16 protein-coding genes are annotated in these 13,941 nt (G+C 34.4%); 10 read left to right on the plus strand and 6 right to left on the minus strand.

The genetic code is table 11. The features are described 5' to 3' along the window. The 3 genes from H964_RS07805 to H964_RS11990 form a co-directional block, all read right to left on the minus strand. The coding region (locus H964_RS07805) for a hypothetical protein (protein ID WP_039766367.1) at positions 1-1,939 on the minus strand (1,939 nt) is incomplete at its 3' end. Continuing rightward, complete coding sequence (locus H964_RS13540) at positions 1,936-2,085, minus strand: sigma factor-like helix-turn-helix DNA-binding protein (RefSeq protein WP_083931491.1); 150 nt, start codon at positions 2,083-2,085, stop codon at positions 1,936-1,938. The genes H964_RS07805 and H964_RS13540, both read right to left, overlap by 4 nt. Before the next feature lie 28 nt (positions 2,086-2,113). Continuing rightward, positions 2,114-2,431: an RNA polymerase sigma factor gene (locus tag H964_RS11990; RefSeq protein ID WP_051109322.1), complete on the minus strand. Its 318-nt coding sequence runs from the start codon at positions 2,429-2,431 to the stop codon at positions 2,114-2,116. A gap of 169 nt (positions 2,432-2,600) precedes the next feature. On the opposite strand from H964_RS11990, the gene H964_RS07815 reads away from it, so the two are divergent. The 4 genes from H964_RS07815 to H964_RS07830 all read left to right on the plus strand — a co-directional run bounded on the left by H964_RS07815 (position 2,601) and on the right by H964_RS07830 (position 5,593). After that, a complete protein-coding gene (locus H964_RS07815) occupies positions 2,601-2,999 on the plus strand; it encodes a flagellar protein FlaG (RefSeq protein WP_039766369.1) in 399 nt (132 codons plus the stop codon). 14 nt (positions 3,000-3,013) lie between these two features. Beyond that, positions 3,014-4,639, plus strand: a complete 1,626-nt coding sequence (fliD, locus tag H964_RS07820) for a flagellar filament capping protein FliD (protein ID WP_039766371.1) — start codon at positions 3,014-3,016, stop codon at positions 4,637-4,639. Positions 4,640-4,736: 97 nt separating this feature from the next. Further along, positions 4,737-5,114, plus strand: coding sequence for a flagellar export chaperone FliS (gene fliS / locus H964_RS07825; RefSeq protein ID WP_039766373.1), 378 nt, complete (start codon positions 4,737-4,739; stop codon positions 5,112-5,114). A 14-nt stretch (positions 5,115-5,128) separates the two neighbouring features. After that, complete coding sequence (locus tag H964_RS07830; protein ID WP_039766375.1) at positions 5,129-5,593, plus strand: flagellar protein FlgN; 465 nt, start codon at positions 5,129-5,131, stop codon at positions 5,591-5,593. A gap of 59 nt (positions 5,594-5,652) precedes the next feature. On the opposite strand, the gene H964_RS07835 is transcribed toward H964_RS07830, so the two are convergent. The 3 genes from H964_RS07835 to thpR are packed head-to-tail and all read right to left on the minus strand — an operon-like array spanning position 5,653 to position 7,766. Then, positions 5,653-5,970 (minus strand): DUF2442 domain-containing protein, encoded by a 318-nt coding sequence (locus H964_RS07835; protein WP_039766555.1) that lies wholly within the window; start codon positions 5,968-5,970, stop codon positions 5,653-5,655. Between the two features lie 21 nt (positions 5,971-5,991). Continuing rightward, a complete protein-coding gene (locus H964_RS07840; protein ID WP_039766378.1) occupies positions 5,992-7,167 on the minus strand; it encodes an MFS transporter in 1,176 nt (391 codons plus the stop codon). Between the two features lie 44 nt (positions 7,168-7,211). Then, a complete protein-coding gene (thpR, locus tag H964_RS07845) occupies positions 7,212-7,766 on the minus strand; it encodes an RNA 2',3'-cyclic phosphodiesterase (RefSeq protein WP_039766380.1) in 555 nt (184 codons plus the stop codon). A 120-nt stretch (positions 7,767-7,886) separates the two neighbouring features. Here thpR and H964_RS07850 point away from each other — a divergent pair, with 120 nt between their 5' ends. From H964_RS07850 to H964_RS07875, 6 genes are all read left to right on the plus strand, one after another. Further along, positions 7,887-8,189 (plus strand): hypothetical protein, encoded by a 303-nt coding sequence (locus H964_RS07850; RefSeq protein WP_039766382.1) that lies wholly within the window; start codon positions 7,887-7,889, stop codon positions 8,187-8,189. Between the two features lie 17 nt (positions 8,190-8,206). Further along, on the plus strand, positions 8,207-9,028 hold the full coding sequence (gene proB, locus H964_RS07855; protein ID WP_039766384.1) for a glutamate 5-kinase: 822 nt from the start codon (positions 8,207-8,209) through the stop codon (positions 9,026-9,028). Beyond that, complete coding sequence (locus H964_RS07860) at positions 9,025-10,284, plus strand: glutamate-5-semialdehyde dehydrogenase (protein WP_039766386.1); 1,260 nt, start codon at positions 9,025-9,027, stop codon at positions 10,282-10,284. The genes proB and H964_RS07860 overlap by 4 nt, the downstream gene beginning before the upstream one ends. Positions 10,285-10,357: 73 nt before the next feature. Continuing rightward, positions 10,358-12,721 carry an endonuclease MutS2 gene (locus H964_RS07865; protein WP_039766388.1) on the plus strand — a complete coding sequence of 788 codons (2,364 nt, stop codon included), beginning with the start codon at positions 10,358-10,360 and terminating at the stop codon, positions 12,719-12,721. A gap of 85 nt (positions 12,722-12,806) precedes the next feature. Further along, entirely contained in the window at positions 12,807-13,364 is a 558-nt protein-coding gene (gene lepB, locus H964_RS07870; protein WP_011917232.1) for a signal peptidase I, read from the plus strand. 41 nt (positions 13,365-13,405) lie between these two features. Then, positions 13,406-13,930 (plus strand): DUF6106 family protein, encoded by a 525-nt coding sequence (locus H964_RS07875; protein ID WP_039766392.1) that lies wholly within the window; start codon positions 13,406-13,408, stop codon positions 13,928-13,930. Positions 13,931-13,941: the final 11 nt, after the last annotated feature.

Below are 13,941 nucleotides of genomic sequence, written 5' to 3' on the forward strand. Positions count from 1 at the left end.
CGCTTTTTTCAGCATTATAAATATAAAGTAAATTTGTTTTTTCAAAATTTGTTTCAATTACTAAAGCATGATTTTTCCAATAAAGAGTTCTACAATTAGTGACATCCTTGTTTTTAAATAAATCATTGACATACACCTTTTTATTAGTTTTTAGGTCATAAACAGCGACGAAATTATAAAATTCGTTTTTTGCATTTGCTGATAAATCCAAAGCAATATGGTCGCCAAAATTATCAATGAAGAGATTGACAATTGTTATATCGTACTTATTGTCGATGTGGTCAATTTTATCTACGAATTTTAGTTCTTTAGTTTGAGGTCTGTAAGCAAATAATAATACATATCCCTTATTCATTTCCTGAATTGTAAAGATAAGTAGGTCATGTTTTTGTGAATATGCAAGCGATGAAAGCCTAAAATTGTTTTGTGGCAAAAATGATTTTGGAATCTCATCAAGGGTAAGTAAAGTTTTAGTTTTACCCATGTCTTTTCTTAAAACTAAACTTTTCCCGTTATTAATCGAATAGGACGAAAATACCTCTATCTCTTCTAAAAGTTCCATTTTAATAATTTTGTATTTGCCATCTTTTGGTTCTAAATAAAATCTTGTTCTATTTATACTCCAATATGCATTAGCTGTATCAGAGTAAAATATATCTGCATCCACCGTTTTAAACTTGTCTTTTTGTCCTTCATTTAAAATGTCATACCCTACAACATGTGGATTGCTCCATGTAAGAAATTGAGGAGGATTTTCCATTAAAGTTTTAGCAAAATCATCGTCTCGGCGAACTAATGCTTGGATAAAAATTTCAACTGTTTCTTTTGGGGATAAGCTATTATAATCAGCACTGATTTTAATTATTCTAGAAGGTATTCCTTCAGTATTATATGTTTTTATAGCATATATTTGTTTAGAGTTTTTACTGAAAATCGGATTGTAATAGCTATACATTCCTTCCTCTGAAAAAGTGGTATCGGTCGAGTTTTTAATATATTTTTTAGGTAAATTATTAGTCATGCATTTTTTTGTTTTTAAGTCAAAATCAGCAATCCATATGTTACTTAACACTGCCTTGACTGTTATTTCATTTTCTAATTTGTAGTCAACTGTTGAGGGTTTGACATACACTATATATTTTTTATCAGGTGAAATAGAGGGAAATTTACCTTCGTCAACATAAGTTTCTTTATTTTTCTTAATATCTTTCAAAAATATCTTCCCATTTCTCTCAAATACAATGTAATCATCAACTCCGGAAGGTGAAAAGCCATCTGCTAATTTTGAACTCATTCTTTTTGTTTTTAAATTAATCTTGTATATTCCTGCCTCGACTATATCAAATCCATGTGTTTTTCGGGGTTTTATAACTTCTTTAACAAATACAATGCTGTCATTTGATAAAAATTTTGCATCACTATAATATACATAAGGAGTCTTGTTTGTAAAGATTTCCAATACTTTACCTGTAGAAAGGTCTAAAAGCTTTATATTACCGTTATATGAAATTACCAAAAACTTGCCATCAGGTGAAATGCTAATTGTTTGGGCGTTTTCGCTGGAAATCATTTTTGTACCATTACTGTTGTATCTAAATATTCCCTTACTCTCAATAGAAAAGTAAATAGAACCATTGTATTCACAAATGTCTAAGAAGTTTCCTTCTGCTATATCAATAAAAGACACTTGGTCAGTTACGTATAAATTTTCTGCGCGGGTTTTCTGGAAACTTACCTGGGGTAAATAAAAGAATACCAAGGCAAAAGAGATGGCTATCACAATGGGAAATAAGCTTACTGTGACAAATCTTAAAATTCTGTTACTTTTTTTGTTTTGATTAATTTGAAAGTTATTTTTGAGATTTTCTTTCAATTCAGTATTAACTGGAATTTGATTTCTGAGGTTTTTCAATTGTTTACTCACATAATAATTTATCATATTTTACCACCTTCCGAATATTTTTTGATATGTACCCTCAGCTTTTCAATAATTCTTTTACATTGCATTTTCAATGCTCCCTCACTCTTATTTAGCACAGTGCTAATTTCTTTAAAACTAAGTTGCGAAAAAAATCTTAGGTTAATTAATTCTAATTCTTCCTTATTAAGAGTTTTAAGTGCTTTTTTTTAGAGTATTTAATTCTTCTTTTTCAACGAAAATCTCTTCAAGATCATATGAATAAAAGTCTTTATAGCTATCTTCCAAGCAAAAATTTTTCTTTCTTCTGTAGTAATCAGTTATAACATGTTGAAGTGTAACGAACAAATATACTTTTGGCGAACTTTTTATATTGCTAAAATTCTCATATACTCTTTTAAATGCTTCACTTACTATGTCATCTGTATCCCATTTGTTTCCCACTTTGAAGAACACATATCTATAAGCGTTGTCAAAATATCTGTTAAAAAAATTGAGGAATTTTTCATCCAAATACACGTACCTCCTTTATTTCTGTTTCTATTATATAAGACGTAGAAACTGGGCAAAAGTAACAACATTTTTCTCAATTATTTTATAAAGAAATAAGCCAATAATAAACTTTTAGCCTTTCAAAACCGATAATATAATAAGAAAAGACTAAAAAGAGAGGGAAGCGAAAATGGTTGTTGATGGCATTGGAGTCAAAGCCGTTGATATATCGAATACAGTCTCAAGAGTTCAAGACAGCAGAGCAAAACTTGAAAATATCGAAGTTAGCTTGCAGGAAGAAAAGAGTATAAACAAAGAAGAAGTTAATGATAAGCTGGCAGACAAGAACACCAGAAAAGAGCTTGATGAAGATACACTTATTAAAATGATAAATCAGGCAAATAAAGCGTTTGAGGCAAAGTACACAAGGCTTGAGTTTTCGATACACAAAGAGACACATGAAATTGTTGTCAAAGTATATGACAAAGAAACAAATGAGCTTATAAGAGAAATACCTCCCGAGAAGATTTTGGATATAATTGCAAAGCTTTGGGAACTTGCAGGCATTTTTGTGGATGAGAGAAGATAGGTGGTGATGAAGTAATGAATATAAGCTCAACGACCTCTACAAATTACACAAATCCATACAATGTTTACAAATATTACACAAGAATTGGTGGACTTGCAAGCGGGCTTGATACAGACTCAATTATACAAGGCTTAATGAGTATTCAGAAAGCAAGATATAATAAACTATATCAGCAGCATCAGCTTCTTCAATGGCAAAGAGAAGATTATATGAATATGGCAAAAGAAATCTCAAGTTTTAAAGATTATATATTTAATCTTAAGCTTTCAAGTAACTTTGTTAAGTTCAAAGCAACAGGTCCGGCAATTGATGGCGGCTATATAAATGTTACTGGAACGGCCAATGCTTTAGAGGGTAATTATGAAATAACAATAAATAGTATCGCAAAACCTTCTACGATGGTGCTTTCAAATATTTCTGCAACTTTTGATAGGCTAAAATCTAATAATATCAGCACACTATATGTCAATATTAGCACTCAAACAGACGCCGATATAAACACCTTCGATTATGTAACAGTAAAACTTTCAACTACTCAACCATCCACCTCTGATTATCTTACTATAGATGTGACAAAATTTTCTGATGCAAATAGTTTTGCAGCAGAGTTAGTATCCAAACTAAATTCTACGGGCACAGTGAGTGCTTATTATGATTCGACATTGGGAAAGCTTCTTGTTACCACAAAACAAACTGGTTTAATAGAACTTAAGTTAGATACTGGTGGAGACCCAAACTTATCAGATCTGACGGTAGATAGTAGGACACAAGGAACTAATGCAGAAGTGTCTATCAACGATTTGGCAAGAAATGTTGCTTATTTAAATTTAAAATATTCCCGAAATTCATTTAATTTTTTAGGAATGGTTATAACGTTGAATAAAGATACGACTGGGGCAACAGTGGGATTTACTGTCTCTAAAGACATTGATGCGATTGTAAATAATGTAAAGGATTTTATAAATAAGTATAATGACCTAGTTAGCAAGATTTACAGCAAAATTACAGAAAAAAGAAATAGAGACTATCCACCTCTCACAGAAGACCAAAAGGCTCAGATGAAAGAAGAGGACATTAAAAAATGGGAAGAGGCAGCAAAAAAGGGACTATTGAATAATGACCCTATATTAAGCAGTTTTCTGAACAATATAAGGTATTACCTCTATAAAGCAGTACCTGGTCTTCCTTCAAGTTTGGATGTTATTACAGAAGCAGGGATTGAAACATTTAGTTACTTTGAGAGCAAAGAAGGGAAGCTTTATATAAGAGACGAAGGCAAACTTAGAGAAGCAATATCTAATAATTTAGATGCATTTGTAAAACTTTTCACTTACACCGACTCAGATCCCGATACACCAATAGAAAATCAAGGAATTTTACAAAGATTTTACAAGCTGGCAAATGATACTTTGAAGAAAATTTATGACACAGCAGGCAAGCCTTACTTTACAAATTATTATGATCCCAACAGCTATATTGGTAAACAATTAAGAAGCATTGCAGATCAAATGAATGCTGAGCAAGAAAGATTAAAACAAATAGAGGATAGATACTACAGACAATTTACTCAGCTTGAACGACTGATTGCTCAAATGAATACACAAAGCTCATGGCTTTCTCAACAATTCAGTGGTAAGTAATGAAGATGACAAGAGTTCGGACAATAGAAGTGTTAAATGAAACATAGAGGAGAAACAAAAACTTCAAGTTTAAAAAATATGAGGGGGAAGAGATTTTATGGATGCTGCAGCAAGATATCAAGAAGAGGTTATAATGACAAAACCACCTGAAGAACTAACTTTAATGCTATATGATGGTTGTATCAGGTTTATTAAAGCTGCAATGCAAGCAATTGATGAAAAAAAGCTTGACAAGGCAAATGAGAACATTATAAAAGCCGAAAATATCATCACAGAGCTTATGTCAACCCTTGATATGCAATATGAGATATCAAAAAATCTTATGAGTTTATATGATTTTATTTACAGATGGCTTATCCAGGCAAATTTAAAGAAGGACAAAAAATATCTACAGGAAGCTCTTGAAATTGTTGAAGAGATGCGGGCTACATGGGCAGAGGCAATTAAGATTGCAAGACAGCAAAAAAATAAATAAAAGGGTTGGGGTTTATGTATGAAAAACTGATTAGTCTTCTTGAAGAAAAGGAAAAGCTTGTTGATAAGTTTTTAGAGCTTACAAATCTTCAACAAGATTATATTTTAAATGACAATTTTGATGAGTTGTCTAAAATTGTTGATATGAAGGCGAAGTTAATTGAAAGGATAAATACCCTCGACGATGAGTTTATAAAGGAGTTTGAGGGGATAAAAAAGGCAAAAAATATCAAAAGCTTTGATGAGATAACTGACATAGACAAAGAGACAGGGATTTTACTCAAAAGTTTGACTTCATCTATTATGGAAAAGCTAAAAGTGATAAAGGACATTGACGAAAAAAATAATATCCTTGTTCGCGCAAAGTTTGATGAGGTAAAAAGGACTATAAAAACATTTAGATACAAAAAAGAGGCTATAAAAGATTATACATCTTATAAACAAATAGACTATCACTCTGGATTTGACAAAAAGGAATAAAAGGGTCCCTTTACTTTAACAAATCAGAACCACCAAAGAAGAGGGACCCTTTTTCTTTGCTATTTAGTATTTTTGTCCTCACTTTGTTTAAACAACCATTCTGGTTCGTCAACATCAGGACAGGTCTGATACAAAACAAGTGGGTCTAAATCAAGACAGGTTGTTTCATCATAGTTGCCGCTCACATCCCATGCAAGCGTACCATTTAAAACTGTGCACCTTTCCATAAAAAACTTTTTGTCTTTAAGTCTTTGAAATTCACCCTTTTCAAGAAGACTTGAAGCATCAAAGAGTTTTATGCTGCCGTCATCAAAGTAAATATAAACTTTATAGTCTTCTGTCGGTATAACCTGAACAACCTCAGGATAATATTCCATCATGTTTAAAATCCCCTCCTTTCAAATTTCTATCTTCCTCACAAAATACAAATTCCCCAGCGCAAAGAGAGCTGCAAGTAAGAACACATATTCATACCCAAACTTATTCCACAAAAAGCCAGATAGCATAGGAAGGCTCATAGAAACTGCATGGTCCATGCTTGTACCTGTTGAAAGAGTTGGAGTAAGATCATCAGGATGTTTTATAATTTTCTTTATGTACGTTGACCTTGCCATTGATGTTGCAAACATTAGATTATCAATTATATAGCACGCATATGCCAAGCCCAAAGCCAAGCTTTTTATCTTTATGTTCTCGGTCATAGCATATCCTATGCAGATTAAGAAAATAACAATCGCATCAAATGTCAAAACCTTCTTTTCACCAAGCTTGTCAATAAGCCTGCCTATAATGTTTCTAAATCCAATTCCTAAAATGGAGCAGATTATTCCAACCAGAGCAAAATTTGAAACAGGCTGTCTAAATATTTTAATCAACACCCAAGGAGCAAATGTGATAAAAATCTGCTTTCTTGCACCAAAGAAGATAGAAAGAACGTAGTAGAGCCAGTAATCTTTTTTGATTACAAACTTTAGACCTTTGTGATTTCTTACATTTGGCATTTTGATTGGCATCAAGAAAATTACAGCAAGGATGTACATCATTGCAGCAATGAGGTAAGCTGTTTTGAATGAAAAACTCAGGAATTTAAATCCGACCATGACAATGAAATACCCAATAATTGCAGCGGCGGTTGAAACAGAGCCAATAAGCCCTAAGGTTTTGCCGTAAGAGTTTTCTTTTGAAAGTTCCATTCCAATGCTTGATGTCAAAACCATGTTAAGGTGTGTGCCTGTGTTGTAAAAAGCTGTCCATAAAATCAAAAGAGCAAAGCTTGGCGCAAAATAGCCAAGTCCAACCAGAGATACAGAGCAAAGAAATGTCGCTATAATGCTTACTCTCAAATCCCCAAGGAAGTATAAAAAGCCTATTAAAAAGATTATCAAAAACCCTGGTGTCTCGCGAGGAAACTCAAGCACACCTCGTGCCACAGGTGAGATTTTAAAAGTTGCTGCAATATAGTTATTGAATATGGTGTCATTAATCCCACCACCAATTCCCATAAATGCATTTGCCAAAATAAAAAGTGAAATAGCTGAGAATGCAAATCTAACGCTACCCTGTGTCTTTTGCATATTAAAATCCTCAGTCCTTTCTAAAAATTTTTTATTAAATTTACTTACTTTAGCTTTATCTCAAAAAGTGGTGTGTAGACTCTTTTTCTGTCAATCTCTTCGCTTAAAAATAAAATAACACTCTCAACAGGAATTAGGTCAAATTTGTAATTTTCAACGTACTGCTTGAACTTGTCAAAAGACTCATCCAAAATAACATCCTGAGCAATTGTTATATGGGGAGTATAGTCTCTTTTTTCTTTTTCAAAACCGATTGAATAAAGAGAGTCTTCCACTATTTGATAAAGATTATTTAACTTATCTAAATCACCATCTGGCTTTAAATATACAACACGCAAAGCGTTTTTGCTTCCTTTGAAATATCCACAAGAGAAAATCTTAAGTGAAAAAGAAGAAAAACCTTCTAAATTCTTTGTTAACACCTCTTTAATCTTCTCAACATGGTCATATTCTATCTCACCTAAGAATTTTAAAGTAAGATGAAAGTTATCGATGTACTTCCACCTTCCCTTTTTACTGATTGATTTTAAATAGCTCTGTGCTTCGACTATTTGCTCTTTTAGCTTTCTTGGGAAATCAATTCCAATGAAGGTTCTCATTTTGGTTTTTCTCCTTTCTTTACATCATTTTTTCAAAAACCTTTGAATGCGCGCATACAATTTGGTAGAATTAAAAAGGAGGAAGGTCTATTTTTAAATTTTAGCAGGGGGAAAGAGGCAATGGAAGCACTTTATAACACAAAGCTTCTATATCCCACAGACAAACCTGTATCGCCAGGAATTATCAATGTAGAGATATACAAACCGCAAAAAGGAAAGCTTCCAATCTATGTAAAAAGCCTTGATGAAAATGACATAAAAAAGTATATACCAAACATTGCCACAATTATCCAAGAAGAACTTCTAAGAAGAATCAATATCGATTTAGTTACACAGACAGATTTTTACATCGTCGAAGAAGATAATAAGTATCATGTATATTTTAACAAATCCCTTGAAGATTTTAAAATAGAAAAAGAATAGGTACTGGGGGCAGGCTAATGAGGAATTTTGCTGATGTCAAGAAGATTGTAGTTAAGGTTGGAACAAGCACTGTTACATATCCAACCGGCAAACTAAATCTTTCGCGACTGGAGAAACTTGCAAGAGTTCTTTCTGACATAAAAAATGAAGGAAGAGACGTTGTGCTTGTCACATCTGGCGCTGTTGCCTCAGGTTTGGGGCGGCTTGGGCTTACAAAAAATCACAAAACAACCCAGGAAAAACAGGCGCTTGCAGCTATTGGTCAGGGAATTTTAATGCAGATTTACGAAAAGCTTTTTGGTGAGTATGGAGTTGTTGTTGCCCAGGTACTCTTGACAAAAGATGTTGTTGATGAAGAAAAAAAGATGCTGAATGTTAAAAACACTTTTGAGCAGCTTTTCAAGTTTGGTGCAATTCCAATTGTAAATGAGAACGACGTTGTTGCCATCGAAGAGCTTGAATTTGGCGACAATGACACGCTCTCTGCCTATGTTGCAACGATAATTGGTGCAGACCTTCTGATAATTCTTTCTGACATAGACGGACTTTACTCATGTGACCCTAGACTGAACAAGGATGCAGAACTTATAAGAGAGGTTTTTGAGATTGACTCATACATAGAGAGCATCGCAGGAGGAGCTGGGTCTTTGAACTCAACTGGTGGTATGCAAACCAAAATTGAGGCAGCAAAGATTGCAATGCAAAATAAAATTCCTATGGTAATTGCAAATGGAGAAAATCCATCAGTTTTGAGGGATATCTTAGCAGGGAAAGATGTTGGCACACTGTTTATTTGCAAAGAAGTATTATCAAAGAGGGAGAGTGAAGTGAAAAGATGAGTGACTTGATTTACAAAGCAAAAAAGGTGAAAGAGGCTTCAAAAAAACTTATGAATCTTTCTGAAAGCCAGAAAAACCTTGCCTTGAGCTGCATATCAAAAAAGATTTTAGATAACATGGAATACATTCTTGTTGAAAACCAAAAAGACATGGAAAATGCACAAAACAAAGGTATAAAGGGTGCGCTTTTAGACAGGCTAAAACTAACAGAAGATAGAATAAGACAGATTTGCAAAGGGATAGAAGATGTTATAAAGCTTCCAGACCCAGTTGGCGAGGTTATTTCTATGTGGAAGCGCCCAAACGGGCTTATTATTGGACAAAAAAGAGTGCCAATTGGGGCAATTGGTATAATCTATGAGGCAAGACCAAATGTGACAGTTGACGCAGCTGTGCTGTGTTTAAAAGCAGGAAATAGTGTTCTTTTGCGAGGCGGCTCAGAAGCTATAAATTCTAACATTGCACTTGTCAAGACAATGAAAGAGGGATTGATTGAAGCAGGGATTGATGAAGGTAGCATAGAGATTGTAGAAGATACATCAAGAGAGACAGCAGTTGCAATGATGAAACTCAATGAGTATTTAGACCTTTTGATTCCGCGCGGAGGAGCAAATTTGATAAAGACAGTTGTTCAAAATGCAACTGTGCCTGTAATTGAAACAGGTGTTGGCAACTGCCATGTGTTTGTTGATGAGAGCGCTGATTTTGAGATGGCGGAGAAAATTGTGATTAATGCAAAAACACAGCGGCCTGGTGTTTGCAATGCAGCTGAAAAGCTTTTAGTTCATAAAAATATAGCAGAGAGTTTTTTGCCAATGATTGTAAAAAAGCTTATGACAAAAGGTGTTGAAATAAGAGGTTGCAGTAAGACAGTTGAAATCTGCAAGCAAAACGGTATAGAAGTAAAAGAGGCAACTGAAGATGACTGGTACACAGAGTATTTGGATTTGATAATAGGTGTGAAGGTTGTTGATAGCATTGATGCGGCAATAGAACACATAAATAAGTACGGTTCGAAACACTCAGAAGCAATTGTTACAAGAGATTATTTCAATGCACAAAAGTTTTTGGACTTTGTTGATGCAGCAGCTTGCTATGTAAATGCCTCAACAAGATTCACAGACGGATTTGAATTTGGCTTTGGCGCAGAGATTGGAATCTCTACTCAAAAGCTTCACGCAAGAGGTCCTATGGGACTAAAAGAGCTCACAACTATAAAATACATTATTCTTGGAAGCGGGCAAGTAAGAAATTAAGAAGCCCGCTTTTGTTTTGTGGTATAATTAAAACTTGAGAACTTAAATTTCATATAAGAAGGGGTTTTGAAAGTTGAACCAAAAGACACTCAAAGCGTTGGAGTATGACAAGATAGTTGAGATTTTAAAAAACATGGCAAAGTCAATTCCAGCAAAGGAATATTTTGAAAACCTTATTCCATCAACCAATGTTGCAGATATAGAAAATGAACTTAATAAGGTTGATGAAGGCTACAGGTACGTTCTTAAGTATGGAAATCCACCTACTTTGGAGTTTGAAAATATACTGCCAAGCCTTAAGAAATCAAAGCTTGGGGCAACTTTAAATCCACAAGAGATTTTGCAAATTGGAAAAGTGTTGAAACTTTCTTATGAGATGCGAACTTATCTTTCTTACACACAAGACTTTAGTTTTCTTGAAAGTATGAAAAAAAGACTTGTAAATTTAAAAGAAGTAATCTCAAGAATTGACCAGACATTTTTAACACCAGATGAAATCTTAGATACAGCATCGTCAAAGCTCAAGGAGATAAGAGATAAAATCAGAAAACTTGAAAATAAAATAAGAGACGAGTTAAATAGCATGATTCGCGACCCAAAAATCCAAAGGTTTTTGCAAGAACCAATTATAACAATCAGAGGCGAAAAGCTTTTACTTCCTGTTAAGGCAGAGTTTAGAAATGAAGTGAAAGGAATTGTACATGACCAGTCAGCAACAGGTGCAACTTTATTTGTTGAGCCTTTTGTTTGCGTTGAGATATCAAATCAAATTAGAATTTTGAAAAATCAAGAAAAAGAGGAAATAGAAAGGATTTTACAAGAGATATCTTCTTTGATAGCAAGCTGCAGTGATGAAATTGAAACATCTTTTTATGCACTTGTTGAGCTTGACATAGTATTTACGAAAGCTATTTGGGCAAAGGAAATGAACGCAAGCAAACCAATAATAACTACAGATGGCATTATAAATCTCAAAAAAGCTCGGCATCCATTAATAGAAAAAGACAAGGTTGTTCCTATTGATATTCATTTAGGCAAAGAATTTGACGTTCTTATAATAACAGGCCCAAACACAGGTGGAAAGACTGTAACACTAAAGACGGTTGGTCTTTTTTGCCTTCTTTGCCAGAGCGGAATATTCATCCCAGCAGATGAGGGTTCTGAGCTTTGCATATTTCAAAAGATTTTTGCTGATATTGGAGATGATCAAAGTATAGTCCAGAGTCTTTCCACTTTTTCAGCACATATGAAAAATATTATTGAAATAACAAAAAATGTAGATGATAAAACTCTTGTGCTATTAGATGAGATTGGAGCAGGTACAGACCCCGAAGAAGGTGCGGCTTTGGCGAAGGCAATCTTGAAATATCTTTCTGAGAAGGGCAGCAAGGTGATAGCTACAACACACTATGGTGAGCTAAAAATATTTGCTCAGCAAGAAGATCGGTTTGAAAACGCTTCTTGTGAGTTTGATGTAAAAACCCTACAGCCCACCTACAGGCTTTTGATAGGGATTCCTGGAAGGAGCAATGCGCTTGTAATTTCATCTAATCTTGGGCTTGACAAAGGTATTGTTGAGATGGCAAAAGGGTATTTGTCTCAAAAGACAATTGATCTTGACAGAATAATAAACGAAATGGAACAAAAGAGAAAAGAAGCTGAGGAAAACCTTGAACTTGCTCAGAAATTGAAGCTTGAAGCACAAGCTTTAAAGGCAGCGTATGAAGAGGAAAAGAAAAGGTTTGAGACTGAAAGAGAGAGAATTCGCAAAAAGGCCATAAATGAGGCAAAAGAGATTGTAGAAAGAGCACAGTATGAAATAGAAAATCTTTTTAAAGACCTTCGAAAACTTGCTGAAAACTTAAAAGAAAAAGAGGTTTTAAAGGAGTTAGAAGAGAAAAAAAGAGAATATGAAAGGTTGATTCAAAGCATATCGCAGCAGGAAAAACAAGAAGCTGAGTCCAAAACCAAAAAAACACTGCAAAATATTCGCTTAGGTCAAAAGGTGTATGTCAGAAGCTTTGATGCTGTGGGGTTTGTCGAGAGCCTGCCCGACTCAAAAGGAAATTTGACTGTTCAGATAGGAATTATGAAGCTAAATGTCAATATCTCTGATATTGAAGAAGTGGAAGAGGGAGAAAAAAAAGTTTATCAAACGACCTCAAAAAATGTCAAGCTCAGAGAAAAAAGCGTTGATTTATCTATTGATGTCAGGGGAAAGACCAGTGACGATGCAATTTTGGATGTAGATAAGTATTTAGATGATGCATATACAAGCGGCCTGAGACAGGTGACAATAATTCATGGAAAAGGGACAGGGGTTTTGCGCCAGGCAATCAGGAACTTTTTAAAACGCCATCCGCTTGTAAAGTCTTTCAGAGACGGAACATACGGTGAGGGTGAGCAAGGGGTTACCATTGTTGAGCTGAGAGACTAACTTCTAATTATTGACTTGATAAATAAATTCATTTAAACTTATATTTAAGCCTTTAATTCTATTTTTTGCAAAGAAGGAGACGGTCATGAAAATGGAAGAGCAAACATTAAAACTACAAAACAAGGTACTCAAAGAAGTTATTGAATGGATTTTGTGGATAGGCGGAGCAGTTTTAGTTGCCCTTATTTTAAGAACATATGTCTTTTCGCTTGTAATTGTTCCCACAGGGTCGATGCTAAACACAATTCAACTCAATGACAGGTTGTTTGTGTACAAGCTTGGATACGCTCTGCATATCCAAGATGTAAAACGAGGCGATATTGTTGTGTTCAAGTACCCTGACGACAGAAAAACACTGTATGTCAAAAGGGTAATTGGACTTCCGGGCGATACAATAGAGATAAAAGATGGTGTTTTGTACATCAACGGAAAAGTGTACAAGGAAAACTATCTAAAAGAGCCAATGGTAGGGAGCTTTGGACCGTATAAAGTGCCACCTGGGCATTATTTCATGATGGGTGATAACAGGAACGACTCACACGACAGCCGATTCTGGGAACACAAGTATGTTCCCCGTGATGATATTATTGGCAAGGTTGAATTTAGAATATGGCCTCTTTCCAGAATAGGGATTGTAAAATAGTTTTTTAAAGATAAATTGAGGCGGAGGGTTGATATTTAAATATGAATGATGTATTTCACGAACAGTTGATAGTCAGAAGAAAGACCTCAAGCGAAAGGGCAAAACAGGTTTTGATAATCATAGGTGGGATACTTTTAGGACTTGCTACCTTTTTCATTCCAATTCTAAACACATTAGGACCGGTTCTTTTGGTCTTGGTAATCTGGGGAGCAGTCTATCTTTCGAAAAACTACAATATTGAATTTGAATATGCTGTAACAAACTACTATCTTGATATAGACAAGATTATTGCCCAGAGGAAACGAAGCAGAGTTGTGTCTTTAGACATTCGAAAGATTGACTATTTCATATCCTCAAAAGATAGCAGTATGTACAACGCTCAAAAAAATGACAAAAGCATTGTCCAGTCGTTTGACTGCACTTCTAACAAAGGCGAAGAAAACGTGTATGCTATAATTGCAAACGTCGATGGCAAAAAGACACGCATTTTGTTTGAACCAAATGAAGAGATTGTCGAAGCGATTAAGAAATTTTTGCAGAAAAAGCCTTACCAGATTTACAGGTAACAAAACTTTTC

Source organism: Caldicellulosiruptor sp. F32 (assembly GCF_000404025.1).
Lineage (GTDB): Bacteria > Bacillota > Thermoanaerobacteria > Caldicellulosiruptorales > Caldicellulosiruptoraceae > Caldicellulosiruptor > Caldicellulosiruptor saccharolyticus.

Bases quoted from the DNA above. Each gene is read 5' to 3' on its own strand.
- H964_RS07815 (WP_039766369.1), top strand. From the start codon at position 2,601: ATGGTTGTTGATGGCATTGGAGTCAAAGCCGTTGATATATCGAATACA.
- fliD (WP_039766371.1), top strand. From the start codon at position 3,014: ATGAATATAAGCTCAACGACCTCTACAAATTACACAAATCCATACAAT.
- fliS (WP_039766373.1), top strand. From the start codon at position 4,737: ATGGATGCTGCAGCAAGATATCAAGAAGAGGTTATAATGACAAAACCA.
- H964_RS07830 (WP_039766375.1), top strand. From the start codon at position 5,129: ATGTATGAAAAACTGATTAGTCTTCTTGAAGAAAAGGAAAAGCTTGTT.
- H964_RS07835 (WP_039766555.1), bottom strand. From the start codon at position 5,970: ATGGAATATTATCCTGAGGTTGTTCAGGTTATACCGACAGAAGACTAT.
- H964_RS07840 (WP_039766378.1), bottom strand. From the start codon at position 7,167: ATGCAAAAGACACAGGGTAGCGTTAGATTTGCATTCTCAGCTATTTCA.
- thpR (WP_039766380.1), bottom strand. From the start codon at position 7,766: ATGAGAACCTTCATTGGAATTGATTTCCCAAGAAAGCTAAAAGAGCAA.
- H964_RS07850 (WP_039766382.1), top strand. From the start codon at position 7,887: ATGGAAGCACTTTATAACACAAAGCTTCTATATCCCACAGACAAACCT.
- proB (WP_039766384.1), top strand. From the start codon at position 8,207: ATGAGGAATTTTGCTGATGTCAAGAAGATTGTAGTTAAGGTTGGAACA.
- H964_RS07860 (WP_039766386.1), top strand. From the start codon at position 9,025: ATGAGTGACTTGATTTACAAAGCAAAAAAGGTGAAAGAGGCTTCAAAA.
- lepB (WP_011917232.1), top strand. From the start codon at position 12,807: ATGAAAATGGAAGAGCAAACATTAAAACTACAAAACAAGGTACTCAAA.
- H964_RS07875 (WP_039766392.1), top strand. From the start codon at position 13,406: ATGAATGATGTATTTCACGAACAGTTGATAGTCAGAAGAAAGACCTCA.